This window comes from Ruminococcus sp. MSJ-25 (assembly GCF_018917825.1).
GTDB lineage: Bacteria > Bacillota > Clostridia > Oscillospirales > Ruminococcaceae > Hominimerdicola > Hominimerdicola aceti.
This window is the reverse complement of record NZ_JAHLPI010000018.1, coordinates 1-25,042: the sequence shown is the minus strand read 5'-3', so window position 1 is coordinate 25,042 and position 25,042 is coordinate 1. Positions and strand designations below refer to the sequence as shown.

The window sequence follows — 25,042 nt, the reverse complement described above, 5'->3', positions numbered from 1 at the left end:
ATCGAAAGGAATTGATATTATGAATTGGGTTGAAATGGATATATATACCACAACAGAAGGCATCGAAGCAGTAACGGGAAGTCTGCTTGGAATGGGTATAAACGGCTTTGTTATCAAGGACGCAAAAGATTTTCAGGACTTCCTTGATGATAAGGACGGCAACTGGGATTATATAGATGATGACCTTATGGGTCTAAAAAACTGTGAAACTACAGTGACAGTTTATCTCCCTGAGAACGCTCAGGGTCTTGAAAATCTTGAAGCTATGAAGCTGGAGCTTAAAGCGCTCAAAAAGCGTGACGTGAACAATGAGTTCGGCAGACTTGAATATGAGCTTAAAAACGTCAAGGAAGAGGACTGGGCGAATAACTGGAAACAGTATTTCAAGCCCCTTTGCGTTGGCGAAAAGCTTCTTATAAAGCCGTCTTGGGAAAAGGTCGCTGAGGGCGAAAAGAGAAAGATACTGGAAATAGACCCTGCTTCATCTTTCGGCACAGGTCAGCATAACACAACCCAGCTTTGTCTGGAGCTTGTGGAGAAAAATCTCCATGAGGGCGACAGTATACTTGACCTTGGGTGCGGAAGCGGAATACTTTCTATCGGCGCATTGCTCCTTGGTGCTGAAAGTGCAACAGCGGTGGACGTTGACGAAAATTCTGTTAAGATAGCAAAGGAAAATGCAGAGAAAAACCATATAAGCGCAGAAAAGTATACAGCTTACTGCGGAAATATCATAGACGATAAGGCTCTGGTTGAGCAGATAGGCACAGGCTATGACCTGCTTTGTGCAAATATCGTGGCAGATGTTCTTATAGGCATGAGCGGAATTTTCGGCGGATTTATCAAAGACGGCGGAACGCTCATAGTTTCAGGTATAATCGACCAGAGAAAAGACGAGGTGCTTGACAGGCTTAAAGCAGAGGGCTTTGAGCTTATTGAGATAAGAGAAAAAGAAGACTGGGTGGCTGCGTCATTCAGGAAATAAGAGATGAAAGGACGGATCAAAATGCAGTTATTGTTTTTGGTTATCAAGAGAATCGAGTTAGTAGACGAAATCATGCGTTCGCTGGCACAGGCAGGCATAAGAGGCGGAACGGTCATTGACAGCGTGGGAATGGCGAAATCTATTTCTACAATGGATAATCTGCCTATGATCGGCGTTCTGAGATCTATTCTCAGCGGCGAGGACGCTGCACAGAAGGGCAAGACCATTTTCGTTGCCGTTGCAGACGATCAGGTAGATGTTGCAAGAAAGGCGATAACTGATGTTACAGGCGACCTTTCACAGCCTAACGCAGGCGTGCTTTTCGGCGTACCTATAAGCTTTGCCGAGGGCGTAAATTAACACTTTATACAAGATAAAAAGCGTTGCACTTTTCACAGTGTAACGCTTTTTTTGGTGGATCAGTTTATTTTCATTTATGAAACTCTTAGAGAATAAAACAGATAAGTCCCGAACAGCCCTCGTTTATCATGCGCTCAATAGTTTCCTTTATCTTCATGCGTGCGTCCTCCGGAAGCTTTGAAAGCTTTGTGTGCAGACCCTCGCTCACAAGTTCGTGGAGTGACTTGCCAAAAATGTTTGACTCCCATATCTTTTCAGGTGATTCCTCAAAATCGTTGAGCATATAAAGCACAAGCTCCTCAGATTGCTTTTCTGAGCCGACGATAGGTGCGACCTCGGTGTTGATAGTGGTTTTCAGCAGGTGAATGGCTGGTGCGGCGGCTTTGAGCCTTACGCCGTATTTTCCACCCTGCTTTATTATCTCAGGCTCATCAAGGGTCAGCTCGTTCATTTCAGGCATAACTATTCCGTAGCCTGTTTTCTCCATTTCATCAAGGGCAGAGCTGAATTTCGAGAAACGCTCTTTTATCTTAACAAGCTCCAAAATTCTCGGCATAAGGTCGTTTTCGTCCTTTATCTCAAGCCCTGTGGCTTCGCCTATTATCCTGAAAAACAGCGCAGGGTCAAGCTCCACCTTTATGACTGCCGAGCCTTTTCCAAGGTCTATCTCAGCCACCGAGCCAGATGATACCTGCTCACAGCAGCATATCTTTTCGGCACAGTCTGAAATGTCACGAAGATTTGTCACAGCCGAAGCCGCTTCCTTGATATGTCCGAAAACCGCTTCTTTCAGCCAGTGACCCTTGTCAAGAGAGTTTATCCATGAGGGCATTGAGATGTTTATCTCTTTCACAGGGAAAGAGTAAAGAAGAAGCGTAAGTATCTCTTTTATCTCTTTTTCCGAAAGCTCCAAACAGTTTATAGGCATAACTGTAGTGCCGTATTTGTCGGAAAGCTGTTCGCAAAGGTCTTTTGTCTGCTGAGAGTAAGGCTCAGTGGTGTTCATAAGCACCACAAACGGCTTGCCTATCTGCTTCAGCTCGTCGATTATACGCTCCTCACATTCCTCGTATTCTTCACGTGGAAGGTCGGTGATACTGCCGTCTGTTGTCACCACAAGACCTATGGTGGAATGTTCTGTTATGACCTTTTGCGTTCCCACCTCAGCCGCCATGTTGAATGGTACTTCCGTGTCAAACCACGGTGTGACCACCATTCTCGGGGCTTCATTCTCTATGTAGCCTATGGCGCTTGGGATTATGTAGCCCACACAGTCTATCATTCGCACGTTGAAGCTTGCTCCGCCCTCTAGGGTGATGTTCACAGCTTCCTCAGGAATGAACTTAGGCTCAGTGGTCATGATAGTCTTGCCTGCGGAGGACTGGGGCAGTTCGTCAATGGCACGCTCCTTGCGGTAGTCGCTTTCAATGTTCGGTATAACGAACTGCTCCATGAACTGCTTTATAAAGGTGGATTTTCCCGTGCGGACAGGACCTACCACGCCTATATAGATATCGCCCCCCGTCCGTGTGGCAATGTCGGTGTAAATATCGTTTTTCATGTGTCTGTCCTCCTAGTTCATTAATGGGATAAGCAACATTCCCTGTTTTGATATTTTATCGTCGGTAAGCTCGTTTTCTTCAAGTATGGCTGTTATGGAAGTTGAATACTTTTTCGCTATCTCCCAGATATCGTCGCTCTCATTGCAGTAGCATATTTTCAGAGCGTATTTGTCATTTTTCTCTTTCGGCTTATCTGTGAGTACCCTAAGCTCTGATATCATAGTCCCTGTCTGTTGAATAGTCATTTCGCCGCCTATCTTGATATCGGCTTTAAGCTCCGCTGTTGTTTCGTCTGTAAGATAGTATGTGCAGTTTTCTATGCACAGGTCAGGGGATATGGATATCTCACCATTGACATTCTCCGGAAGGGGTATCTCATGCTCAAAAGGCGAATCGTTTTCAAGATAAAGGGGAGTGCCGTCCTCGTTCCTGCCGATAATACAGAACGTCACGCTTCCTGAAATGATAAAGGCTTTCTTTTCCTCGTCAAGCCTTGATGTCACATTGGAAAGGGTCGCCCAACTGTCGTGAACACAGCGTATCTCGCCCTCCTGACAGGAAAGCTTTGCAGTAACACTGTGGCTGTCAGATAACTTTATGCTTTCGCTGTCAAGCTTGCTTTCACACCTTTCAGCCTCGCACTCAAAGCAGGTGGAGTATGCGTCTGTGACTATCTCGCAGGTGGAAAGCTTTTTGGCAACGCAGTTCACAAGAAGCACAAGCTCACATTCAAGTGTGCCGGAATCGTCAGACTTTGGTATGATATCACACCCCGCAGGGGTTATCCTCACGTCTGCGGTGAAAGTATCGTCAATGCCGTCTATGTCGATTATCTGTGAGAACGGCAGAGTAAACCGCATTGTTTCAGCGGTTTCTTCTCCATCGGTAGTTACGCAGGAGTAAAGCATCATTATCTCAGCGTCGCCCTTTGTCACAAGCTTGCCTGCTATCATCTTGTGTTCCTGTGGGATAATGCGGCAATCTGTCCGCAGGATAGTGCCAACAGGGGCTTTTGCCGCAGAAAGCTGCAATTCCTCTATTAGTGTGATACGCTTTGCAGCGGTAAGACGTTTTGCAGGGTATGTAACAGCAACTTTTTTAAGCTGAATGCCGCAGCCAAATGCGTCTGTGACTATAGGCACAGTTACTTCGCCCGTCACATTTGCGTGGATAGTCACAGCACCCCTGATATCAAGTCTGCGCTGATTTACCACACGGCAGTTGACATAATCGCATTTTGGCGTGAGCCATATCATAGGGTCGCCGCAATCCCCTTGCAGGTCGAAAGACTTTGTGTAGTTCATTTTCTGCTCGATGCAGTTTATCCGCTTGTCGTTCTGGCTGATATAAAGCACCCTGATAAGTGCCGCCATGTCAAAGCTGAGCTTTCCGCCGTTTATGGAATGGCTCTGTACTGTTGGTGTGATAACGCATTTTAGTACCCTGAAAATATCGGGATAATAGTCGGGCAGCAGAAAATCCTTTTCCACAGCCTGCTCGCAGGAGGCGTCAAGGATAGTCCGTGTCATTGACAGCATCTCTCTGTTAAGCTTAAGATCCATAGTGTTCATCTTGTCTGTTTCCTCCTAAAAATAAACTGATCATACGATCGTAAAGGGCTTGTAATGCCCTGCTGAGAACATTATATTCACTTGGGACGGGTCATATTCTGAAAATCTCAGACAAATTTAATGTATTTTGTCGGCAGAGGCTTTTTCACACAGCGTAAAGGCTTTTCATAGACTAAGATATGTCATTGTATCTGACATAATACTGTCTGAAAGGAAACATAATAGTATGAATGGTCTACTTTGGGCTGCGGCAGGCACGGGCTTTACATTCTCTATGACGATGTTAGGTGCGGCTGTGGTCTTTTTCATGAGAAAAGAGGGGCAGAGCGAAAAGGTGCAGAAAGCCTTTTTAGGCTTTGCCGCAGGCGTTATGATAGCCGCAAGCGTGTGGAGCTTGCTTATCCCTGCCATAAACGAGGCGGAAGCTCTCGGCAGGATAGGCTGGATACCTGCCGCAGGCGGCTTTGCGCTAGGCGTGCTGTTTCTTATGGTGCTTGACAAGGCAATGCCTTATTTTTTACCTGAGCCTGAAAGGGAAGAGGGCGTCCGCAGGGGTCTAAAGCGTTCGGGAATGCTTATTTTTGCTATCACACTGCACAATATCCCGGAGGGCATGGCAGTAGGTCTTGCCTTTGCGTTGGCGGCACATAATGACAGCTCGGTACTGCTGGCTTCTGCTATTGCACTTGCCATAGGCATGGGAATACAGAACTTTCCGGAGGGTGCGGCTATCGCACTGCCTCTGAGGCAATCGGGCATGGGCAGGGCGAAAGCATTCGGCCTTGGCACTCTTTCAGGAATTGTTGAGCCTGTTTTCGGACTTCTCACCGTTCTTGCCGCAGGTGCTGTCCAACCGCTTCTTCCGTGGCTTCTTGCCTTTGCCGCAGGAGCAATGCTCTATGTGGTGGTGGAGGAGCTTATTCCCGAAGCACATCTGGGGGAAGGTCACATGGGAACAGTTGGCGTAATGCTGGGCTTCTTGCTTATGATGATACTTGATGTGGCACTAGGATAAAGAAGCATATTTGTTAAAAAACTGCAGTGAAATTTTTCACCGCAGTTTTTTTGTTGTGATAACGCACAAGTATCATGCGTTGACTTTGTGAGTTATTGCTTTCGTCTTTTTGACGTTTTTCGGTTGACAAATGGGGCATGATTTGGTATAATTGAATATGTGTAAAATATGTTCTGCTAAAAAGATAAAAAGAACAAAAAAGAGAGCAGCGATAACCCCAAGACAACGAAAGGACAGATGAGAATTGACAAAGATAACTCGCACCTTTATTGCCTTTGCAGCGGCGTGTTTACTCGCCATTATGCTTATGACAGTAAGGTGCTTTGCTTATGATTATTCCACTATCACCGGCACAAAAGCCAGTGGAGCGGAAATAAGCGGATATTCGGGAGCGCTTGAAGTGAATGTTGTTGACTTCGGCGCAGACAAAAAGGGAAAGAAAGACTCCTCAAAGGCGATACAGAAAGCCCTTGACTATGCCATTGACAACGGCTCCAACTCTGTGCAGATAAAGGTCGTTGTGCCAAAAGGAAAATACAGGATAGACAAGCTTTTGGAGATATATTCAAACACTTGGCTGTATCTTGAGGACGGAGCGACTATCGTCAGAAATTTTGACAAGGGCTGTATGATAAAGAACGCTCAGGCAAATGGTGCAGGCGGATATGGCAGCGAGAGAAATATCGTTATCGAGGGCGGCTGTTGGGACGGCAACCCTTCGTCTACTTCAAGACCATTTTCTAATATGAGATTTGGTCACATGAAAAACCTTTGGATAAAGAACGTTGAGATAAAAAACAATTACAATGGTCATCATGTTGAGATAGGCGGTGTAAAGGGCATCACTATCGAGGATTGCGATTTTCATGGCTATACGGGAACATTTCAGAAAGAGGCTATACAGCTGGATACCATAAGTAACAGTGATGTTTTCCCGGCGTATGAGCCTTTTGATGATACCCCTTGCGACAATGCTGTAATAAAGAACAACAAATTCCATGACCTTATAAGAGGTCTTGGCTCGCATTCAGCTTGTCTTGGTGTATATTATACTAATACACTTATATCAGGCAACTCATTTTATAATATGAGCGGAACGGCTATCGTACTTATTAATCATAAAAAATGTATAATCGAAAACAACACTATGAAAAACGTTGGCTGTGCCATAGATTTCAAGTACATGACCGATTATGAAAATGCAAATTTCCATGTGCCTAATTCAGGCTATGCAGGCATAAAGGATCGTCTTGACGATAATGCCAACACCATAATAAGAAACAACGACATAACTGTTGTGGGTACATATTATTATCCAGAGCCGTATGCGATACAGATATTCGGCAAGAAGCTTGAAAAGTCATACTCACACCCTGATTACAACTATACCGTAAAGGGCGTGAAGATAGTAGACAACACTATAAAAACAGCTGGTTCGGCAGTAAGGCTCACGGACGTTTCGGGAATTTTCATAGGTTCTAACGATATAAGCTATGACTATGACAGATATAATTATTCCATGGATCTTATATGGCTCAGTGAATCCTCACAGGTGACTGTGACCAAAAATAAGCTTACAGGCACAAAGCAGAACAGCGTTTATATAAGCGGTGGTTCAGGCAATGAGGTAAGCTCAAATACCATTAAAAAGCCAGGCGTGTCGGGAGTTTATGTTTCAGGCGGTTCTGATAAAAACACCATATCAGGCAATACTATAACCTCCGCAGGCTCCAACGGCATAAAGATAACCAAAGAAGCTAAGGCTGACGTGAGAAAGAACACTGTTAAGAAGTCTAAAAATCACGGACTTATATTCACTGGCGGAAGCGGTAAGGCTTCTGACAATATCCTTGAAGAAAACGGTCTTAGCGGTCTTATGGCTGACAACAGCGCTTCTGTGGAGTTTTTCAACAACACCTGCAACAAAAATAAAGGCTACGGAATAAAAGCTAATAAGAAATCTCAGGTTAAAATAAGCGGAAACAGCTTTGCTGACAACAGCAAGGGCGATATTTACGTCACAGGCAGTGCGGCAGTGCTTCTGAACGCACCTGATAACGTAAAGTCGCAGGATATCTGCTCTGATAAGCTAACTTTAACATGGGACGAGGTGTCGCAGGCTGACGGCTATTATGTTTACAGAAAGACCGACGCTGAGGATGCAGAGTTTGAGCAGATAGCTACTGTAACAGACGGCACTTCATTTACAGACTATGGACTTGTTCCAAAAACAAGATATGTTTATAAAGTGAAAGCTTTTCTTGATACTGTTGACAGTGTCCAAGAGGGAAGCGACAGTGCGGATATGAGCATAAAAACAAAGCTTACTATTGTGGGCTGTACCACAAATATGCGTGGCTCTATGTCATACACAGGCAAGGAGAGAACACAGATATTTGACGTTTTTGTTGGCGGCGAAACACTTATTCCTAATGTTGATTACAGAACAGTTTACTCTGACAACGTGAACGTTGGAACTGCAAAGGTGACGGTTATAGGCATGGGTCAGTATTGCGACTCGGCTGATTTTCAGTTTGACATAACACTAAAGTCTGATAATGTAATGGTCATAAAGCCGCAGGAGCTTAACAGCAGGTCTATCGTTTCGGGCAATCCTACAATGAAAGCCCAGGGCTATGAGGTAGCAGAAGCGGTCAAGGATAAGCTTGACCACACCTCTCACAGTGAGCCTGCCATAGTGGTGAATTACAATTCACCTTCACAGGTCATTGCAAAGGCGAGAGCAGATATGCTGGATCTTAGAGTGCGCTCATATCGTGAGCTTACAGGGGAAACTATTTACGGCGCTTGGCTGTAAAATATAAAAATTGGCATAATAAAACACGGCTGATATTTTTTCAGCCGTGTTTTTTGTATGTCTTTATTCTTTCCTTACTGTGGTGTCTGCTGAACGTCCTGCATTTGCGGAGCAAAATTTGCAAGGGAATAGAGCCTGTTCATGAAATCACCGTCAACCAAGAGTTTGTTCACGAGAACTTTTGTGTCAGGGTTCTTGTTCTTAGGGTTGATCGTCTGCTGATAAACTGTTAGATAATTCTCATTGCCTGACTTGCTCACATAGCAATCTATCACCATATATGTAGGCAGGAATTGAGTAACAGCCGTCTGATAATCAAAAAGCGTGTAAGGGCTTTGCTCCATTGAAACCTTAAATGACTTTATGTCCTCGGGCACCATGAATTTGTATGCACCCTTGAGGTTTTTGTATTCTGCCCAATCGTCCTCAGACTCTATAAAAGGCTCTTTTGACTTGATTCTCACGCCGCCCACAAGGAAAGCCAGCAGAAGGATAAATTCACTGCCCCATACTATCCACAGGATCGTGCCGTTTACAAGCGAGCCGTTATCTCTTGATGAATGTGATGACTTGTAAGACCAGCGACCCTCCTTGTTGATAGACTTTATATCATTCCAAAGGTCAGACGGGTGTGCGATTATGTCAAAAAGACCTGTCTTGTCATACTTCCTGAAATCGTAGGTGTAGTCATATGCGTTCATGGTGTATGACTTTTCAAGGCTTTTCTGTGCGGATTTTTTATCCTTGCCAAGAAGCTTGTCAAGCTCGAAAAACTGCCATACAGACTTTTTCTGCATTGTGGCAATGTCCTTGTCTGAAAAATCGCCTGTTGAATCGTTGCTGAAAAGATCATATGCCTTGGTCTGGTGATAAAAGTCATAATAATCACCGAAGCCGTCTGTGTTTTCATCGAAAAGCATATTCAGCTCGTCATAATAATCATAGGCTGTGTATTCACCCATAAGCTCATAGCCATATTTTTTCAGATCGTTGTAATCATACAGCGCCCATTTAAAATATGAGGCAAATAAAAAGCCCACTACAGCACAGGCAACTGCCACAACTGTGTTTCGCATTTTGAATGCTCTGACTATCTTTCCTCCTACAAAGCCAAGTGCGCATGACACTGCTATCGCAGCGATAACATTGAGATAGATGATAGTGCACCAGCCCTCAAAAAGCAGATAGAGCCAGAAAAGCAATCCACCGCATACTGCTGTTGCAAGCACCATGAGCACTGCTCCAACTGGGCTGAATTTGCCCGACTCTTTGTAATGTTTGTGTTCTCCCATTTAAAATACCCCCTTATATACTTCAGGCATAAGCCATGAAGAAATTATATCACAAATTTAAAGATTTTTCAATAGTTTTGCTGAATTTATGCAGGCATAAAGAGAAATTTTTGTGGAAAACTATTTGCAATTATGAAAGGAGCGAATTTAGATGATAGAAAAGGATACAATAAAGCTTCTCAGGGAGTGCGATGCAGGAATAAAAATGGGCGTGCAGTCTATTGAGGATTCGCTGAAATACACTTCAAACGGAGAGCTAAAGCGAACGTTAGAGAAAAATCTTGCAGGGCATGTGGAGATACAAGAGAAGCTTCAGGGACTTTTAAATTCATATCATGACAGCGGAAAAGAGCCGCCTGCTATGGCAAAGGGCATGGCATGGCTTAAAACCAACTTCAAGCTTGCGGCAGAGAGCAGTGACGACGCTGTGGCAGATTTTATAACAGACGGCTGTAATATGGGCGTGAAGTCCCTGTCTGGATATCTCAACGATTATAAGGCGGCAGACGAGAAGTCCAAGAACATTGCCAAGGAGCTTATATGTCTTGAGGAACGCCTTTCTGTAGACATGAGAGGATATCTCTCTGCAAAATAGGCATGAAAATGGCAGCCGTGGAGTTTTTCCTACACGGCTGCCTTGATTTTATTTAGATACAACGCAGTTTTTGCCCTGGTTTTTGCCCTTGTATAGCAGCTTATCCACTTTTGAGATACCCTCGTCATAGTTTTCGTTCGGAGTCACTGAGTAAACTCCAAAAGTCATGGATATATTGAAACTTCGAGAATTTTCCTTAAATGTATACTCATGTATTTTCTGGCAAATGCTCTTTGCTATTTTCTCACAGCTTTCTGTGTCTGTATTTGGAACAACGAATAGTATTTCCTCACCGCCCCAACGGCACACATAGCCCTCGCTAGGCACGTTTCCAGCTATAACATCTGATACCGCTCTAAGTACCTTGTCACCGACTTCGTGACCATATGTGTCATTAACGTGCTTGAAATCATCAATATCACCCAAACACATAGAATATACGCTGTTTGTCCTGCGGCTGTTGCTTTCTATCTTTTTGATAAAATCCATCATGGCACGGCGGTTGAAAAGCTGAGTGAGTGGGTCGATAGTGGCAAGCTTTTGAAGCTTTTCGTTCTGTGCTTTTGCTTCACGCTTGTTATGCTCATTTGTGAAAATGTATATGGAAGATACATAGATAATTATAATAAAGCTGCATAGAGTATTGTAAATGTATAAGATATTCTCTCTGCTGGTATCAAAGCTGTAAGGTGCGACCCTGTTTGTGACTATGATACGCATGACTATGAACACAACAACATCAAAGGACGAAAGTATATATGGTATCGCTTTCCTGTTTTGTGCAATGAAAAATGGAATAGGTATTATACACAGCATTATCTGCGTAAATCCTGCTGACCAGCCTATGTAATAAGCACCCATGCAGGCGTGTACTATTATCTCGCCAAGCACAAGGTAAGTAAATGACATTTTGCCTATCTTCTTAAAATGAAGCAGGAAATACATCACTGCATAGAATGCTACGCTGAAATAGTTATAATATACCATTTGGTATACTCCAAACCGATAAAACAGCACAAGATATATTATATGACCTAACAGCAGTATGATATCACCATAGCGATATATTTCCTCTGCGGTGAACATTCCCGCAAAGAGGTTTATTTCTTTTTTTATTTTCATACATTTGTTTCTTTCTTTGATATTTGGTTTGGTGTTATAAACAAAATCACTTTGCTTTAATAAACATATTATATACTATTTTAAACGTTTTTGCAAGACTAAATTTGTACAAATTATCATGATGAATTTTGTAGGTGCTAGCCTAAAAAGTGCGAAAAATGGCGATTTTTTGTTGCTTTTCATAGCGCGCGTAAATCATATTATATTGATATGAACAATATGAAAAAATATAGTGAAAAAAATATTGCCGACAAGCCATGGACTATTGAAAAATCCTGATGGATATGTTATAATAATGTTTATGAGTATTTTTTAAGAGGGTTTTATTATGCAGGGTTGTAAAAAGGTTGTTTCCATTCAGGATATATCAGGTCTTGGCCGGTGTTCGCTAACAGTGGTGATACCTGTGCTTTCCGCTATGGGCATTCAGGTGTGTCCTGTGCCTACGGCTGTGCTTTCGGCACACACGGGCTACAGCGAGTTTGTTATGAGAGATCTTACAGACTTTATGAAGCCTGCATTGGAACACTATAAAAAAATGGATATGAAATTTGACTGTGTGTACAGCGGGTTTTTAGCTTCAAGCGAGCAGATAGATCACTGCCTTGAGTTTTTCGAGGCTTTTCCTGACGCCCTGAAGGTCGTAGACCCTGTTATGGGTGACGGTGGAAAGACATATAAGACCTACACAAAGGAGCTTTGCAGCCGTATGGTCGAGCTTGTAAAGGTGGCGGATATAATCACGCCTAACCTCACAGAGGCGGCTATACTTCTTGGTGAGGAATATCCTACGGCTTCAATGCGCAGCTCTGAGATAAAATCATGGCTTGTAAGGCTTTCAAAGCAGGGCGCAAAGATCGTTGTTATCACAAGCGTAAATCTTGCAGACGGCGGAATGTCAACTGTGGGCTATGATAAAGAAAATAACAGCTTTTGGAAAATAAAGAATGATTATGTTCCTGCACACTATTCAGGAACGGGAGATATGTTCACAAGTGTTCTTATTGGAGGACTTCTCAAGGGTGACAGCCTGCCTATCGCAATGAACAGATCCACAGCGTTCACAGAGCTTACTGTCAAGACTACATACAGCTACCAGACCCCATGGACAGACGGTCTTATGCTGGAGGGGCAGCTTCCTTGGCTCACAAGCTATCAGGAGCTTAGGGACTATACGAATTTGTGATATCTGGAAGTGTTACCGAAGATGAACAGACTTAATATCGTGCTTGTAGAGCCGCAGATACCGCAGAACACAGGCAATATTTCAAGGACTTGTGCAGTGACAGGTGCGGCACTGCATCTTGTGAAGCCTTACGGCTTTGAGATAAGCGACAAAAAGCTAAAGCGTGCAGGGCTTGATTACTGGGATAAGCTTGAAATATACGAGTATGATAATATTGATGACTTTTTTTCTAAGAACAGCGGCGAGTTCTATTTCTTTACCACAAAGGGCAGAATGGTACACTCAGATGTGGATTATCCGCAGGATAGGGAAGTGTATATAATTTTCGGCAGAGAGGACAAGGGGCTGCCTGAGAAACTGCTTTATGAAAATCCACAAAGCTGTGTGCGGATACCGATGCGAAAAACGCTCAGAAGTCTTAATCTTTCAAACTCAGTGGCGATAGCCTGCTATGAGGTGTTAAGACAGTGGGATTATCCCGACCTTGGCAGAGAGGGCAAGCTGACGCAATATACATGGGACGAATAAAATAAATAAAAAACGGAGGGTGAATTTATGGCAAAAATAAAATTTCTTACCGACTCAGCGAGCGATATCACTGAGGAGCTTGAAAAGAAGCTGGATATCCAGATAATGAATTTCAAGGTGGCAATGGGTGATGACAGCTACACATCAAGGATAGATTTCGACAACGAGAAATTCTACAAAATGCTTGACGATTTTGACGGCATACCTGTTACATCGCAGATAACAGCCTTTGAATATCAGGAAACTTTTGAGAAGCTCTACAGCGAGGGCTATACTGATGTTATAAACACTACCATAAACTCAAAAGGCTCGGCAACATACAACAACGCTGTTATGGCGGCAGAGGAGTTTTATTCCGCTCACCCTGAAGCAAAGGGCAAGTTCACTATATACAATATAGACGGCGAGAGCTACTCAGGAGCGTATGGCTATGCAGTAGTTCAGGGCGCAATGAAAGCCACAAAGGACGTTCCTGCGGCTGATATCGTGGCTTTTATGGAGGATTGGATAAAGAACTGCGTTATTTTCTTTGCGCCATATACCCTAAAATATGCAAAGAAGTCAGGAAGGATTCCGTCTGCGGCTGCTTTTGTGGGCGAGGTAATGGGTCTTAGACCTATCATGAGGATACATGACCATGCTATCGTTACAGAAACAAAGGTAAGAGGCGACAAGGCTATTGTGCCAAAGATACTTGACCTGACTGTAAAGGAAATGATACCGCAGACACCTTACTGCATAGTTTACGGCAATGACGAGAGTGTCAGGGACGAAATGGCACAGGCTATGACCAAGAAGGTGGGCTATCCACCTGTGGAGTGTTTCCAAATAGGAGCGGCTATTGCAATAAACGCAGGTCCTAAGGTAACGGGCGTTATCTTTAAGGCACAGAACAAGTAAATTTGATATGGATATAAAAAAACGGACGTTTCGCTTTGAAACGCCCGTTTTTTGTCAGCTCATGTTGTTATTTGTTTTTGCGTGATCTTCTGCCTGCAACTACAAGTCCGCTTCCAGCTATAACGAATGTAAGCAGTATACCGCCAACATTATTGCCTGTGTTAGGATTTGTGCTTCCTGCGTTGTTCTTGGCAGGGGTCTTGCTGTCTGTATTTGAGTTGCTGTTTGTGCTTGTGCCACTGTTATTTGAACTTGTGTCTTTGCTGTCTGAGTTTGTATCGCTGCTGTCAGAGCTTGTATCGTTTGCCTTTGGCGTCATAGTAAGGTCAGTGATGACCCACAAGGTGCCGTCAGAGCCGTCGCTCGTATCATTTTCATAGCGTTTGTAATTCACAAATTCGCCGTTTATCTTAAGCTTAGTGTCTGGTCCGAATATGTAAGAGGTATTTTCACTCTCAACAAAACCAACAGCCGTCACATACACACCATAATAGTAAGTCTTTCCGGCTTCAAAAGCGGTGATCTTGTTTTCATAAATTTCGCTTCCCCACTCTGGCTCTGTAGAGATCAGACCGGTCTTGCTGTCAAGCTCCCACCACGCAGCTCGGAGCGCATACTTCACGCCTTCAGGACTCTTGCCTGTAAACACGGGCTTGTCGCCGTCCTTGAAGTTGATGGTGGCGTCGTTGATCTCCACCACATCAATAACTTTCACGGTGGACGGCGTCATGGTCAATACATTGCTGAACCAAATGGTTTCACCGCTATCATCCACATCGATCTGATCGGGTGTCAGGGTGATTTCGTCGCCGTTGATATAGAGCTTCGTGTTCTGATCGAAGCGGTAGCCCTCTTCCATGCCCAAATCGGAAATCTTGAAATATACGCCATAGGTATAGCTTTTGTCGGCTTCAAATTCCGTAATGAGCTTACCGTTATAGCGTTCGTTCCAGTAGTCGCTGGAGGTAATGCCATAACCGCTGCCGTCATTGGCGTCCCACCGCTGATGATCGGTGTCAACGATAGGGTCAATGACACCGGTGCTGAAAAGCGGTTTATCTCCGGCATTAAAGTTGATAATGGCATCAAGTCGGATCTCTTCAACAGCCTGACCGGGGCGCAGCTCTGTTCCATATCTAATAAGACAGGTCTTGCCGTCATCCATCACCATGACCCACGCGCTAGACGGCAGGCTTGCTCCATTCAGTGTAACATTTTCATTTTTCAAATTGCGATCGAAGGTATAGCCGTCCTTTGCCTGAAGTTTCACGGAATATATATACCTTCCGCCCTTTTCAAAGGTATTGAATCGAACATCGTCGTCCGAATAAACGCTTTCATCAGAATACCAGTAGCCAACCGTGTGCATGGTGTCGTCGGCATCCTTTTTCTGATTTTTCCAGCACTCAAAGAGAATATCATATTTATCCTGATTAGTGCCTGTTCGCTTGGCCGATGCCTGCGGGGCATTGCCCGGCTGATAATCGAGCTTCACGTTTTCGATATCGATCATGTTAATACTGCTTAAAGTTGCCGCAGGCGTCCAATGTGCTTTTAGAGTAATATTCCCAGTGATCTTGGTATCAAAGGTATACTTTGCATCATTTAGATACCACCCAGCAAAATCATAGCCGTTCCTCTTCGGTTCATTTGGCTCGATCGCAGAAGTATTCAATACCTTTTGCTCTGACACTGCACTTCCGCCGTCTGAATCAAATGTCACTGTGAACTCATCAAAAGACCATGGAAATACACCACAGTTCTCGATCGTACCTCCAGAAATGACAACGATCGCCGTATTGTTTTTGCCATATACTGCATTGCCGAGACCTCCCAAGTCTACCTTGCAGTCCTTAATTGTGCCGCCGGTCATGGTGAAGCTGCCATTTTCGTATATGTTCACTGCACCGCCATTATTGCATGCAGAACAGTTTTCAATCGTTCCGCTGTTCATCACGAAGAAGCCGCCCTGCTTGACAAATACAGCACCGCCGTCGTCCTCCGCTCTGCAGTTGCTGATCGTACCATCGTTCATTGTAAATGTGCAGCCCATTCCTATATCCACAGCAGCGCCGTCATCACCTGCTTTGCAATCCTTAATAGTACCGCCGTTCATAACTAACTTGCCGTACTTGACCGGAGTTTCCGTTACACCAGTGTTGGATACATCCACTGCGCCGCCGTCTCCGTCGGCATCCGTGCAATTCACGATACTGCCGCTCTCTAGAGTAAGCGTTCCGCCCTTGACTTCAAATCCGCAGTTCTTGTTCTGCCCATCGATCTTGCCATTTGTGCCGCTGTCCTTTACTGTTAGGTTTCCGCTGCCGCGCACCCGAATTATATCCTCATCTGTCGAGCTGCAGCTCAGGGTATATCCGTTGAGATCAAGAGTAACAGTGCGCTCCACATCTAGTTCCCAGGTGGTCTCAATGTTTCCGCCCAACTTGATCTCTGCAAATTCCGTATTTTCCAATGCCGACTTCAGTTCCGTTTCATTACTGACTGTAGAATTTTCAGCAAATGTCAACATAGACATTTGTGGTGCTGCCAAACATAGGGTAAGGATAAAAGCGGTTATTCTCCCTTGCAGTGATCGTTTTTTCATAATATACATCTCCTTTTGTCAGCTCATGCTGTTGTTATTTGTTTTTGCGTGATCTTCTGCCTGCAACTACAAGTCCGCTTCCTGTGATAAGGATAGTAAAGAGGATACCGCCAACATTATTGCCCGTGTTAGGGTTTGTGCTTCCTGCATTGTTCTTGGCAGGGGTCTTGCTGTCTGTCGCTTTGCTGTCAGTATTCTTGCTGTCTGTGCCACTGCTGTTTGAACTTGTGTCTTTGATATCTGAGTTTGTATCGTTGCTGTCAGAACTTGTATCATTTGCCTTTGGTGTCATAGTCAGGTCAGTGATGACCCACATAGTGCCGTCAGAGCCGTCGCTCGTATCGTTTTCATAGCGTTTGTAATTCACAAATTCGCCGTTGATCTTCAGCTTCGTGTCTGGTCCGAATACATAAGAGGTATTTTCACTCTCAACAAATCCTTCAGATACCACATACACACCGTAATGATAGGTCTTTCCAGCTTCAAAAGTTGTGATCTTATTTTCATAAGCGCCGCTGAAGAAATCTGCGGAAATTGCACCAGTCTTGCTGTCCAGTTCCCACCACGCAGCTCGGAGCGCATAGTTTGCGCCATCTGGCACATTGCCAGTGAACACTGGCTTATCGCCGTCCTTAAAGCTGATAGTAGCATCGTTGATCTCCACCACGTCAATGAATGTCACCGTAGATGTAGTGATCGTTTTAATGGCAGGGATATACATAGAGCCGCCTACGAAAGGTGCTGACACTTTCTGACCATTTACTGTAATGACAGTATCACTGCTGAAAGAATATCCGTCTTTCGGTTTCAGCATAAGTGAATACACATATTTTTTGCCGCCTTCAAATTCCGTGAAAGTTGGCAAAGAGCCGTGTGAGCCGTTGTCAGAATACCATGCGGCAACTGGTTCGTTGTTTTCAAATTGCTGCCAGCATTCATAAGCCACATCGTATTTTTCATAGTCTACCGGTGTTACAAAAGCCGATGTCTCAGGTGTATCGCCAGCCCCATAATTAAATCTCACATCTTCAATAGTGGCTTCGGTAATGACGCTTGTGTTCTGATTGCTTTCCTGCGAGGACTCCGCTGATGCTGTGGTCGGTGCAATGGAACATGCCATGCCAAGTGAAAGCATAACTGTCAGCAGTTTTGTGGTTATTTTTTTCATAATATACATCTCCTTTTGATATTATAATTTTTTTCATATTCGCTACTATACTATAAGCACACCTCCATTACTTTGTATTTTCCCTAATGTGATATTCTTTATCACATTATAACAAATCTATGAATAAATTTGTGGTTTATTTCATAATAGTCATATGCCAATTCTGAAATTATATATCGTGGGGGACTTCCTTTTTTGATAAATATGATATATAATTAACGTAATACCATATGACAGCGGGAGGAATCGTTAAAATGAAGTTTTGCGAACAGCTTGGTAATTATATAGAACAGCTTTCCTGCACAGCAAAGGAGCTTTGTGAGTTGTCAGGGATATCTCCCTCAACATTTAGCAGATACAGAAGCGGAGAGAGAATACCTGAGATAGACACTGTGGCGTTTGACGGGCTTTGCAACGCTCTTGAGGCTGTGGCAAGGGAAAAAGGCTATGGCGATATGACAAGGGAGAACATAAAAAGAGCCTTTCTTGACTGTGAAGATGTCATACCTGCCGACAGAGAGTCTATGCGGCAAAATTTCAATACCCTTATATCAGCCCTTGATATAAACATCAAGCGTATGTGCAAAGAGATAAATTATGATGTTTCCACAGTTTTCCGTATACGGAACGGTACTAGAAAGCCTGCCGACCCTGAACGCTTTGTCGCCGCAATAGCAGGCTTTACTGCAAGGGAGCTTAGAACTCCCACAGAGATATCAGCGGTCGCACAGCTTGTGGGCCGTAATGAAAGTGATATAGAGGATGTGTCACAGCGTTATGAAGTGATATGCAAATGGCTGTTCAGCGATCATGCCAGACAGAGCAGAGAGATAAAAAGCGGTGGAATTGAAAAGTTTCTTGATAAGCTTGATGAGTTTGACCTGAACGAATACATAAAGGTGATACGTTTTGATGAAATGAAAGTACCTGCATTGCCTTTTCAGCTTCCTGTGTCAAAAAGTTATTTTGGCATCAAGGAAATGATGGAAAGTGAGCTTGATTTTCTGAAAGCCACAGTCTTGTCACGTTCTAATGAGCCTGTGATAATGTACAGTGATATGCCTATGAAGGAAATGGCTGATGATCCCGAATTTCCGAAGAAGTGGATGTTCGGTATGGCTCTGATGCTTAAAAAGGGTCTGCACCTTTGTCAGATACATAATCTTGACCGCTCCTTAGATGATATGATGCTTGGTCTTGAAAGCTGGATACCGATGTATATGACGGGGCAGATAGCGCCTTACTATTTGAAAAACGTACAGAATAATGCTTTTTTGCATTTGCTGAAGGTATCAGGTGCGGCGGCTCTTTCAGGGGAAGCCGTGGCAGGCTTTCACAGCGAGGGCAGATATTATCTGACCAAGTCCAAGAAGGAGCTTGGATATTATCGTAAACGTGCCAATGATCTGCTTTCAAACGCCTGCCCGCTTATGGAGATATACCGAAGTGACAGGGAAAAAGATTTCAGCGATTTTCTCACTGCCGACTCTCACAAACGTGGCAGGCGCAGGAGTATTTTATCTGCTCTGCCTGTTTATACTATGGATAATGACCTGCTCAATAGTATACTTGACAGAAACGGCATTGACGACCGCCGGGGCAGAGATATAAAAGCTTATGTCAGTGATCGTAAAAAGCGAGTTGAGAGCATACTGGAAACCATGACCATAGAGGACGAGATATGCTGTCTTTCCCGAGAGGAATTTGAAACACGTCCCCATGCCCTTGACCTGTCGGGTGTATTCTGTGCCAGTGATGTTCTTTACAGCTATGATGATTATTCTGCACATTTAAAAAGCACAGAACGCTATGCACAGACACATGAAAACTATAGTCTTAAATATGCTAAGCGGCAGACCTTCTGCAATTTGCAAATACTGATCCATGAAGGTCAGTGGGCGATGATATCAAAGGGAAACGCGCCTGCTATACATTTTGTTATACGACACCCGAAGCTTCTCAGCGCCATAGAGAATTTTATTCCGCCTGTTATAGAAGATCAATAAAATGCAGGATCACACTATCCCCTTGGTGTTCCTGACGAAAAAACGGACGCTTCCGATGGAAACGTCCGTTTTTATAGCCAAAAGAAATATATTCAGTTATTATTCTTCGTCCTTTGCGGCAAATCTGTTGAAGATAACTGCAAATATCGCAAAAATAACATATCCTGCGGCAATGACAGTAAGAATGTTCTTTGTCATTTCAACGCCTGTTGACGGATTTACTTTTGAGCTGTCAGCCTGCGATGAGGCCTCGTCAACTATCTGCTGTATCTTTTCTGTTGCCTGTGATTCTGTAAGCTCCTGCGAATTGTCGCCCTCGCTTACTGTAGTAACGGCCGCACCGACATTTGCAGGCTGTCTGGCTGCTGTTGTGGTGGTGCTTTCAGGCTGTGCGTTTTCGTCAGCCTTTGGCTCTGTGCTTGCTGTTGTAGTAGTTGTGGTCGTTGTATCGTCAGCAGGCTTTGGTTCTGCCGCTGTGACCTTTGTAACCGCTGATGTGTCAACTGCTTCCTTGACAGGCGTTACTTCCACGGAAGCTATCTGAAAATCTGCATTTGCCTTTAAGTAATAAAGCTGTACGAAAACCTCGTCACTTGTTCTTGAAGGGTCAAGATCTGAGTATATCCACTGTGCTTCCTCGCCACCTGTGAGCTTCGTGCTCTGTGCAGACCAGCTTCCGTCAACCAACGCACCGACTGCACCGCTTGCGTTGCCTGATGACTTTACGTTGACCTTTACATTGTAATGCTGAGAATAGTCTGTTATGTAGTCAGAAAGCTTGAAACCGAACTGAAGGGAAGTTTCGCTGTTGAAGTCAGCGTCACCCTGCTTGTGTGTAAAAAGCGGTTCGGACTCAGGCTGTGCAGATGTTGAGGTTGTAGTGGTCTGAGTTTCGCTCTTTGCTGTTGTAGTCGTTGTGGTGGTTTCAACAGGCTTTGTCGTAGTTGTTGTAACTTTCTCAGACTTAGCCGTAGTTGTGGTAGTCGCTTCGGACTTGGTCGTAGTCTTTGCTGTAGTCGTCGTTGTAGTTGTGGTCGACTTTGATGTAGTTGTAGTAGCTTCAGCCTTAGATGAAGCAGTCGTAGTGGTCGTTGCAGGAGTTGTTGTGATCTCCTCCCCTGCACTGACAGTGAGCGGTGAACCCTCTGTAGGTGCTGAGTATGAAACTGACTTGTATCCACCGTCAGCTTCCGCCACCATTGTTTCAACCTCTACCCAATAGTTTATCTTGCCTGTTACGCCGTCCTTTACCTTGAAAGTCGCAAGGGCAAGGTCTGTTTTGTCCTTTATGTTAGAGCCTGTGAGGTTTGCACCGACTATTTTTATAGTGCCTGATGAAGCAACATAGTTGGTTATAACAGAGAATTTGCTTCCCACATTGTATGTACTCTCGCTCTCCTCATCGGTCGGCACATATACTGTTACCTTTGACGGGTCATAATGCAGGTCTATAGTGAAGCCTGCAACGCCTGTTTTATCAGGCTCAAGGCTCGCTTTTACGTTTATGCTGTCGCCTGCCTGTGCAAAATTCTTGTCGCTTGTGAGCTTTATCTCGTTTCCGCCTGATGCGCTAGCCACCGTGGAAACAATGCTCGTGAGCATAAGAAACGCTGTTGCCACCGACAGCGCCATCTTGTTTATTTTCAGTTTTTTCATTTGATACCTCCGTTGCAAAATCGTGTTTTTCTGTCAGTATTTTGCTCTTGATTAATTTTGTTTACTATTGTTTTGTCTTTAATTTGTAATATTTCATTATAAAATATTACAAGTTCTGTTACCTTTGTCGTAATAGGATTATATCACAATATAAAGTAACACGTCAATAGTCAAAACAGCGAAAATAAGCATATTTTTTTGGATATATTTATAATGAGAGCATTTGCGTCACAATATGTATGTACCGATCAACAGCAAAGCCACTAAATAGGCTGTAATAAATCTGTAACTTTTAAGTGAAAGCTGCATTTTGCTAAATGTAAATTTTTTATGAATCAAAAAGACTGTTGACAAAGCCCTGAGAAATGTACTATAATGAGGGTGAAGTTTTGTACTTGATACAGAAAAATGTACAAACCAATGTGTGTAAAAATAAGGACTTATACATAGGCGTGCCTTGTTGCGGTATTGCCTATATCTTCTGAGGTGAACGAGTTGATAAAAAAGATAATTTCATATATCCTGTCATTTGCTGTTGCAGTGTCAATGGCGGCTTCATGTTTGACGGCTTCAGCGGCAAGTATGACGGGAAGCTGTACGGCAGACGTTCTGAACGTTCGCAGCGGTGCAGGCACAGGCTATTCTAAAACAGGCACAGTAAGCTATGGCGACAGCCTGACTATACTTTCCGAAACCACCGACTCAAGCGGTGCGAAATGGTATAAGATATCATGCGGCAATGTGACGGGCTATGTTTCGGCGGCATATGTTCAGCTAACATCAAGCGGCTCGCAGGGAAGTTCTGACGCTGATTTTGAGAGCTATATGACAAAGCAGGGCTTTCCTGAAAGCTATAAGCCATATCTGCGAAAGCTCCATGAACAGCACCCAAAGTGGATATTTACCGCTCAGAAGCTTGGCGTGGATTGGAACACTGCGTTAAAGGAAGAATGTGTTGTGGGCAGAAACCTTGTCCACTCGTCGGCACTGGCTTCATGGAAGTCGATGGAAAAGGGCGCATATGATTTTAACGGCGGTTATTGGTATGGGCTTGACGGCTCGTGGGTGGCGGCTTCAAAAGAGATAATAATGTATTATATGGATCCGAGAAATTTTCTCAACGATACATACATTTTTATGTTTGAAAATCAGTCATATGATCCCTCGTATCAGACGGAAAGCGGTGTAAAAACTATTCTTGCAGACACTTTTATGAGCGGAAGCTACACTTGTCCTGACACAAAGAAAAAGTATACATATTCGCAGACCTTTATGGACGCTGCAAAGAGATCGGGCGTTTCACCTTATCATCTTGCTTCAAGGTGCAGAAACGAGCAGGGCGTAAATGGTGCGCCGCAATCCCTTGGTACTGTGAAAGGCTATGAGAATTATTTCAACTTCTTTGACATTCAGGCTTATGCGACCTCTACCATGACAGCCGCAGAAATGGGCTGTAAGTATGCAAAAACTACTAATCCGACCTATCTTCTTCCTTGGACAAATCAGTACAAGTCCATAGTGGGCGGCTCGATATTCTTAGGCACAGGCTACATAACAAAGGGTCAGGATACCCTTTATCTGCAAAAATTTGATATGGTAGACGGCGGAAACGGACTTTATTATCACCAGTATATGACCTGCGTTTTCGGTCAGGCGAATGAAGCCATAAGCCTAAAAAACGCCTATTCTCAGGATATTTTGAACAGCGCAATGGAGTTCAAGATACCTGTTTACAACAATATGCCTGATAAACTTTGCCCAAAGCCTACAAGCAGTGGAGATAACAACAATTATCTTAAATCTCTCAGCGTTTCAGGCACGAGCATTTCACCAAAATTCGATAAGTTCACCGCAAGCTATACTGCCAAAGTCAATGCGGAGGTTTCTTCTGTTACTGTTAATGCAAATCCGCTGGGCAAAAGTGCAAAGGTGTCTGGAAACGGCAAGGTAAGCCTTAAAACCGGCGAAAACACTGTCAAGGTCACCTGCACAGCGGCAAGCGGAGTGAAACGGACGTACACCATAAAAATAACAAGAAAAGCTGCTTCACAGACCCTGCAGCAGGGAGATGTGAATGGTGACAAGTATCTGACAGTTGTGGACGCTTTGCTCATGCTGCGTTACAATGCAGGCAAGACGCAGCTTGATCCCGCTCAGCTAAAGCGTGCGGATATGAACGGTGATGGAAAGGTCGATGTTATCGACGCTCTTACGCTGCTGAAAAAGATAAGTCAGAGTTAAAAATGCAAAAAAAGGCGCTGTAAAAAAAGCGCAACAAAGCCCGTGGATTCCCTCGATATGGAAGCCCACGGGCTTTAATATATCACACAGCAAAAAAGAACTATCTAATCTTGAAAAAAGGGTACAGCAAACACACCGGCAGAAATACAGCGCTTTTTGCCGATTATTAAAATGTTGAAAAATATCTTTTTCAGGCTGCTTTTCTGATTGTGATCTTCTTCAAGTGAAATTTATGCAGATTAAAACCACAGCAAATCATCGCAATTTCTAAATTCATGGCATTTAAGCCACGTCTTCTGGCTCTTGTGTATGACCGATTCCACTTGATGATACCATTTGCACCTTCAGATTGAATGCTTCTGTTCATTCTGAGAAGCGCTCCATGAATACAATTAAGATTGTCCAAAACTTCTTTGTGAAATGCTGTCAATTCTTCATTTATGCGAACTATGCGATTTCCCTTGCATTTGCAGCACTTTTCTTTATGAGAACAGTTTGCACATTCTTCACACTGATAGAATTCTTCTGTTCTCCCATATTTGTTTTCCTTTATGGGTCGACTGTAAACGTAATGGAATTTTTTGTTGTTAGGACACACCAGATCACCATTTTCATCTATGCGGAAATTCACTGCTCTGTATGGATCATTATGGTATTTAATATTCTTGCTTTCTTTTTCATACATGGTAAATTTCATGTATTTTCCCATTCCGTGTTCTTCACAGTACAGATAGTTGTTGAAGCTTCCATAGCCTGCGTCGGTAACTGGATATTCAGGATACTTTCCATATATTCTGTGGAATTTTTCCATAAGCGGCTTGAAGCAATCCATATCCGAGGCATACTGCTTTACGTCATATACGGCGATATACTCATCGCAAACGCCAAATTGTATGTTGTAACCTGGGAGCAGTTGATCGTTTCCCATATAGTCTTTTTTCATACGCATAAATGTTGCATCATGGTCTGTTTTGGAATAACTGTTTCGTTCATTGCCGCATATTTTTATGTGCTCTGCATACTTTTTTAGTCTCGCAATGTAACTTGTAAGCTTATCATAATATCGCTGTTCTGGAGTTTTATGATGTCCACGTCCCCTGACAGCAGAAGCAGGATCAAAACCGCAAAGCTGTATATATTGCTTCAATATCTGTTCGAGATATTCGATGGCATATTCTTCGCGAACTCCAAATTTCACACCAAATGCGGCTATTCTTTTATTTATCTCACTTAACAGTTCTGTTATCTTTGCAAATACTTTCACGCGATTTTTCTCACAGCTCTTTTTCCATACCCAGCTGTATTTGTTGGCGTTGGCTGTGATCTTTGTTCCGTCTATGTACACATGATCCATATCTACGTTTTCTTGTTCAAATATGTAAGCATTGATGTCAGCGAATATCTCTTCTATTTTTCCGTTAAGCACATTGTT

The 25,042-nt window shown here is 43.7% G+C and carries 18 protein-coding genes; 10 read left to right on the top strand and 8 right to left on the bottom strand.

Annotation, left to right across the window (positions count from 1 at the left end; genetic code table 11):
• The first annotated feature begins 19 nt into the window (after positions 1 to 19).
• A complete protein-coding gene (gene prmA, locus KQH97_RS08490; RefSeq protein WP_117876250.1) occupies positions 20 to 985 on the top strand; it encodes a 50S ribosomal protein L11 methyltransferase in 966 nt (321 codons plus the stop codon).
• A gap of 21 nt (positions 986 to 1,006) precedes the next feature.
• The gene (locus KQH97_RS08485; RefSeq protein WP_022288482.1) at positions 1,007 to 1,345 is read left to right on the top strand and encodes a hypothetical protein; all 339 of its coding nucleotides are present in this window, start codon (positions 1,007 to 1,009) and stop codon (positions 1,343 to 1,345) included.
• 85 nt (positions 1,346 to 1,430) lie between these two features.
• Here KQH97_RS08485 and spoIVA read toward each other — a convergent pair whose 3' ends face one another.
• Positions 1,431 to 2,906 (bottom strand): stage IV sporulation protein A, encoded by a 1,476-nt coding sequence (gene spoIVA / locus KQH97_RS08480; protein ID WP_022288481.1) that lies wholly within the window; start codon positions 2,904 to 2,906, stop codon positions 1,431 to 1,433.
• 12 nt (positions 2,907 to 2,918) lie between these two features.
• Positions 2,919 to 4,478: an SPOCS domain-containing protein gene (locus KQH97_RS08475; protein ID WP_216553799.1), complete on the bottom strand. Its 1,560-nt coding sequence runs from the start codon at positions 4,476 to 4,478 to the stop codon at positions 2,919 to 2,921.
• Positions 4,479 to 4,704: 226 nt separating this feature from the next.
• Between KQH97_RS08475 and KQH97_RS08470 the strand changes: the two genes are divergently transcribed.
• Positions 4,705 to 5,493: a ZIP family metal transporter gene (locus KQH97_RS08470; protein ID WP_216553798.1), complete on the top strand. Its 789-nt coding sequence runs from the start codon at positions 4,705 to 4,707 to the stop codon at positions 5,491 to 5,493.
• A gap of 244 nt (positions 5,494 to 5,737) precedes the next feature.
• On the top strand, positions 5,738 to 8,311 hold the full coding sequence (locus tag KQH97_RS08465; protein ID WP_216553797.1) for a right-handed parallel beta-helix repeat-containing protein: 2,574 nt from the start codon (positions 5,738 to 5,740) through the stop codon (positions 8,309 to 8,311).
• A 74-nt stretch (positions 8,312 to 8,385) separates the two neighbouring features.
• Here the strand turns inward: KQH97_RS08465 and KQH97_RS08460 are convergent, their stop codons facing one another.
• Positions 8,386 to 9,603: a hypothetical protein gene (locus KQH97_RS08460; RefSeq protein ID WP_216553796.1), complete on the bottom strand. Its 1,218-nt coding sequence runs from the start codon at positions 9,601 to 9,603 to the stop codon at positions 8,386 to 8,388.
• 151 nt (positions 9,604 to 9,754) lie between these two features.
• Here KQH97_RS08460 and KQH97_RS08455 point away from each other — a divergent pair, with 151 nt between their 5' ends.
• Positions 9,755 to 10,198 carry a hypothetical protein gene (locus tag KQH97_RS08455; protein WP_117864861.1) on the top strand — a complete coding sequence of 148 codons (444 nt, stop codon included), beginning with the start codon at positions 9,755 to 9,757 and terminating at the stop codon, positions 10,196 to 10,198.
• Positions 10,199 to 10,246: 48 nt separating this feature from the next.
• Here the strand turns inward: KQH97_RS08455 and KQH97_RS08450 are convergent, their stop codons facing one another.
• On the bottom strand, positions 10,247 to 11,320 hold the full coding sequence (locus tag KQH97_RS08450) for a GGDEF domain-containing protein (RefSeq protein WP_216553795.1): 1,074 nt from the start codon (positions 11,318 to 11,320) through the stop codon (positions 10,247 to 10,249).
• 328 nt (positions 11,321 to 11,648) lie between these two features.
• Here KQH97_RS08450 and KQH97_RS08445 point away from each other — a divergent pair, with 328 nt between their 5' ends.
• From KQH97_RS08445 to KQH97_RS08435, 3 genes are read left to right on the top strand one after another with little or no spacing between them, the layout of a single operon-like run.
• Entirely contained in the window at positions 11,649 to 12,506 is an 858-nt protein-coding gene (locus KQH97_RS08445; protein WP_216553794.1) for a pyridoxamine kinase, read from the top strand.
• Positions 12,507 to 12,527: 21 nt separating this feature from the next.
• Complete coding sequence (locus KQH97_RS08440) at positions 12,528 to 13,034, top strand: tRNA (cytidine(34)-2'-O)-methyltransferase (RefSeq protein WP_117864851.1); 507 nt, start codon at positions 12,528 to 12,530, stop codon at positions 13,032 to 13,034.
• Positions 13,035 to 13,061: 27 nt separating this feature from the next.
• Positions 13,062 to 13,934: a DegV family protein gene (locus KQH97_RS08435; protein ID WP_022288473.1), complete on the top strand. Its 873-nt coding sequence runs from the start codon at positions 13,062 to 13,064 to the stop codon at positions 13,932 to 13,934.
• Positions 13,935 to 14,001: 67 nt separating this feature from the next.
• Here KQH97_RS08435 and KQH97_RS08430 read toward each other — a convergent pair whose 3' ends face one another.
• Positions 14,002 to 16,539 (bottom strand): InlB B-repeat-containing protein, encoded by a 2,538-nt coding sequence (locus KQH97_RS08430; protein WP_216553793.1) that lies wholly within the window; start codon positions 16,537 to 16,539, stop codon positions 14,002 to 14,004.
• Between the two features lie 34 nt (positions 16,540 to 16,573).
• A complete protein-coding gene (locus KQH97_RS08425; protein WP_216553792.1) occupies positions 16,574 to 17,707 on the bottom strand; it encodes a hypothetical protein in 1,134 nt (377 codons plus the stop codon).
• Between the two features lie 254 nt (positions 17,708 to 17,961).
• Here KQH97_RS08425 and KQH97_RS08420 point away from each other — a divergent pair, with 254 nt between their 5' ends.
• Complete coding sequence (locus KQH97_RS08420) at positions 17,962 to 19,713, top strand: helix-turn-helix transcriptional regulator (RefSeq protein ID WP_216553791.1); 1,752 nt, start codon at positions 17,962 to 17,964, stop codon at positions 19,711 to 19,713.
• Between the two features lie 99 nt (positions 19,714 to 19,812).
• Here the strand turns inward: KQH97_RS08420 and KQH97_RS08415 are convergent, their stop codons facing one another.
• Entirely contained in the window at positions 19,813 to 21,369 is a 1,557-nt protein-coding gene (locus tag KQH97_RS08415; protein WP_216553790.1) for a cohesin domain-containing protein, read from the bottom strand.
• A 495-nt stretch (positions 21,370 to 21,864) separates the two neighbouring features.
• Between KQH97_RS08415 and KQH97_RS08410 the strand changes: the two genes are divergently transcribed.
• Positions 21,865 to 23,610, top strand: coding sequence for an SH3 domain-containing protein (locus KQH97_RS08410; RefSeq protein WP_216553789.1), 1,746 nt, complete (start codon positions 21,865 to 21,867; stop codon positions 23,608 to 23,610).
• A gap of 190 nt (positions 23,611 to 23,800) precedes the next feature.
• On the opposite strand, the gene KQH97_RS08405 is transcribed toward KQH97_RS08410, so the two are convergent.
• On the bottom strand, positions 23,801 to 25,042 hold a 1,242-nt coding region (locus tag KQH97_RS08405; protein ID WP_253286406.1), incomplete at its 5' end, for a transposase.

Coding starts and splice junctions, on each gene's coding strand:
- KQH97_RS08420 (WP_216553791.1), top strand. CDS start 17,962: ATGAAGTTTTGCGAACAGCTTGGTAATTATATAGAACAGCTTTCCTGC.
- KQH97_RS08445 (WP_216553794.1), top strand. CDS start 11,649: ATGCAGGGTTGTAAAAAGGTTGTTTCCATTCAGGATATATCAGGTCTT.
- KQH97_RS08425 (WP_216553792.1), bottom strand. CDS start 17,707: ATGAAAAAAATAACCACAAAACTGCTGACAGTTATGCTTTCACTTGGC.
- KQH97_RS08440 (WP_117864851.1), top strand. CDS start 12,528: ATGAACAGACTTAATATCGTGCTTGTAGAGCCGCAGATACCGCAGAAC.
- KQH97_RS08470 (WP_216553798.1), top strand. CDS start 4,705: ATGAATGGTCTACTTTGGGCTGCGGCAGGCACGGGCTTTACATTCTCT.
- spoIVA (WP_022288481.1), bottom strand. CDS start 2,906: ATGAAAAACGATATTTACACCGACATTGCCACACGGACGGGGGGCGAT.
- KQH97_RS08485 (WP_022288482.1), top strand. CDS start 1,007: ATGCAGTTATTGTTTTTGGTTATCAAGAGAATCGAGTTAGTAGACGAA.
- KQH97_RS08455 (WP_117864861.1), top strand. CDS start 9,755: ATGATAGAAAAGGATACAATAAAGCTTCTCAGGGAGTGCGATGCAGGA.
- KQH97_RS08435 (WP_022288473.1), top strand. CDS start 13,062: ATGGCAAAAATAAAATTTCTTACCGACTCAGCGAGCGATATCACTGAG.
- prmA (WP_117876250.1), top strand. CDS start 20: ATGAATTGGGTTGAAATGGATATATATACCACAACAGAAGGCATCGAA.
- KQH97_RS08460 (WP_216553796.1), bottom strand. CDS start 9,603: ATGGGAGAACACAAACATTACAAAGAGTCGGGCAAATTCAGCCCAGTT.
- KQH97_RS08430 (WP_216553793.1), bottom strand. CDS start 16,539: ATGAAAAAACGATCACTGCAAGGGAGAATAACCGCTTTTATCCTTACC.
- KQH97_RS08415 (WP_216553790.1), bottom strand. CDS start 21,369: ATGAAAAAACTGAAAATAAACAAGATGGCGCTGTCGGTGGCAACAGCG.
- KQH97_RS08475 (WP_216553799.1), bottom strand. CDS start 4,478: ATGAACACTATGGATCTTAAGCTTAACAGAGAGATGCTGTCAATGACA.
- KQH97_RS08450 (WP_216553795.1), bottom strand. CDS start 11,320: ATGAAAATAAAAAAAGAAATAAACCTCTTTGCGGGAATGTTCACCGCA.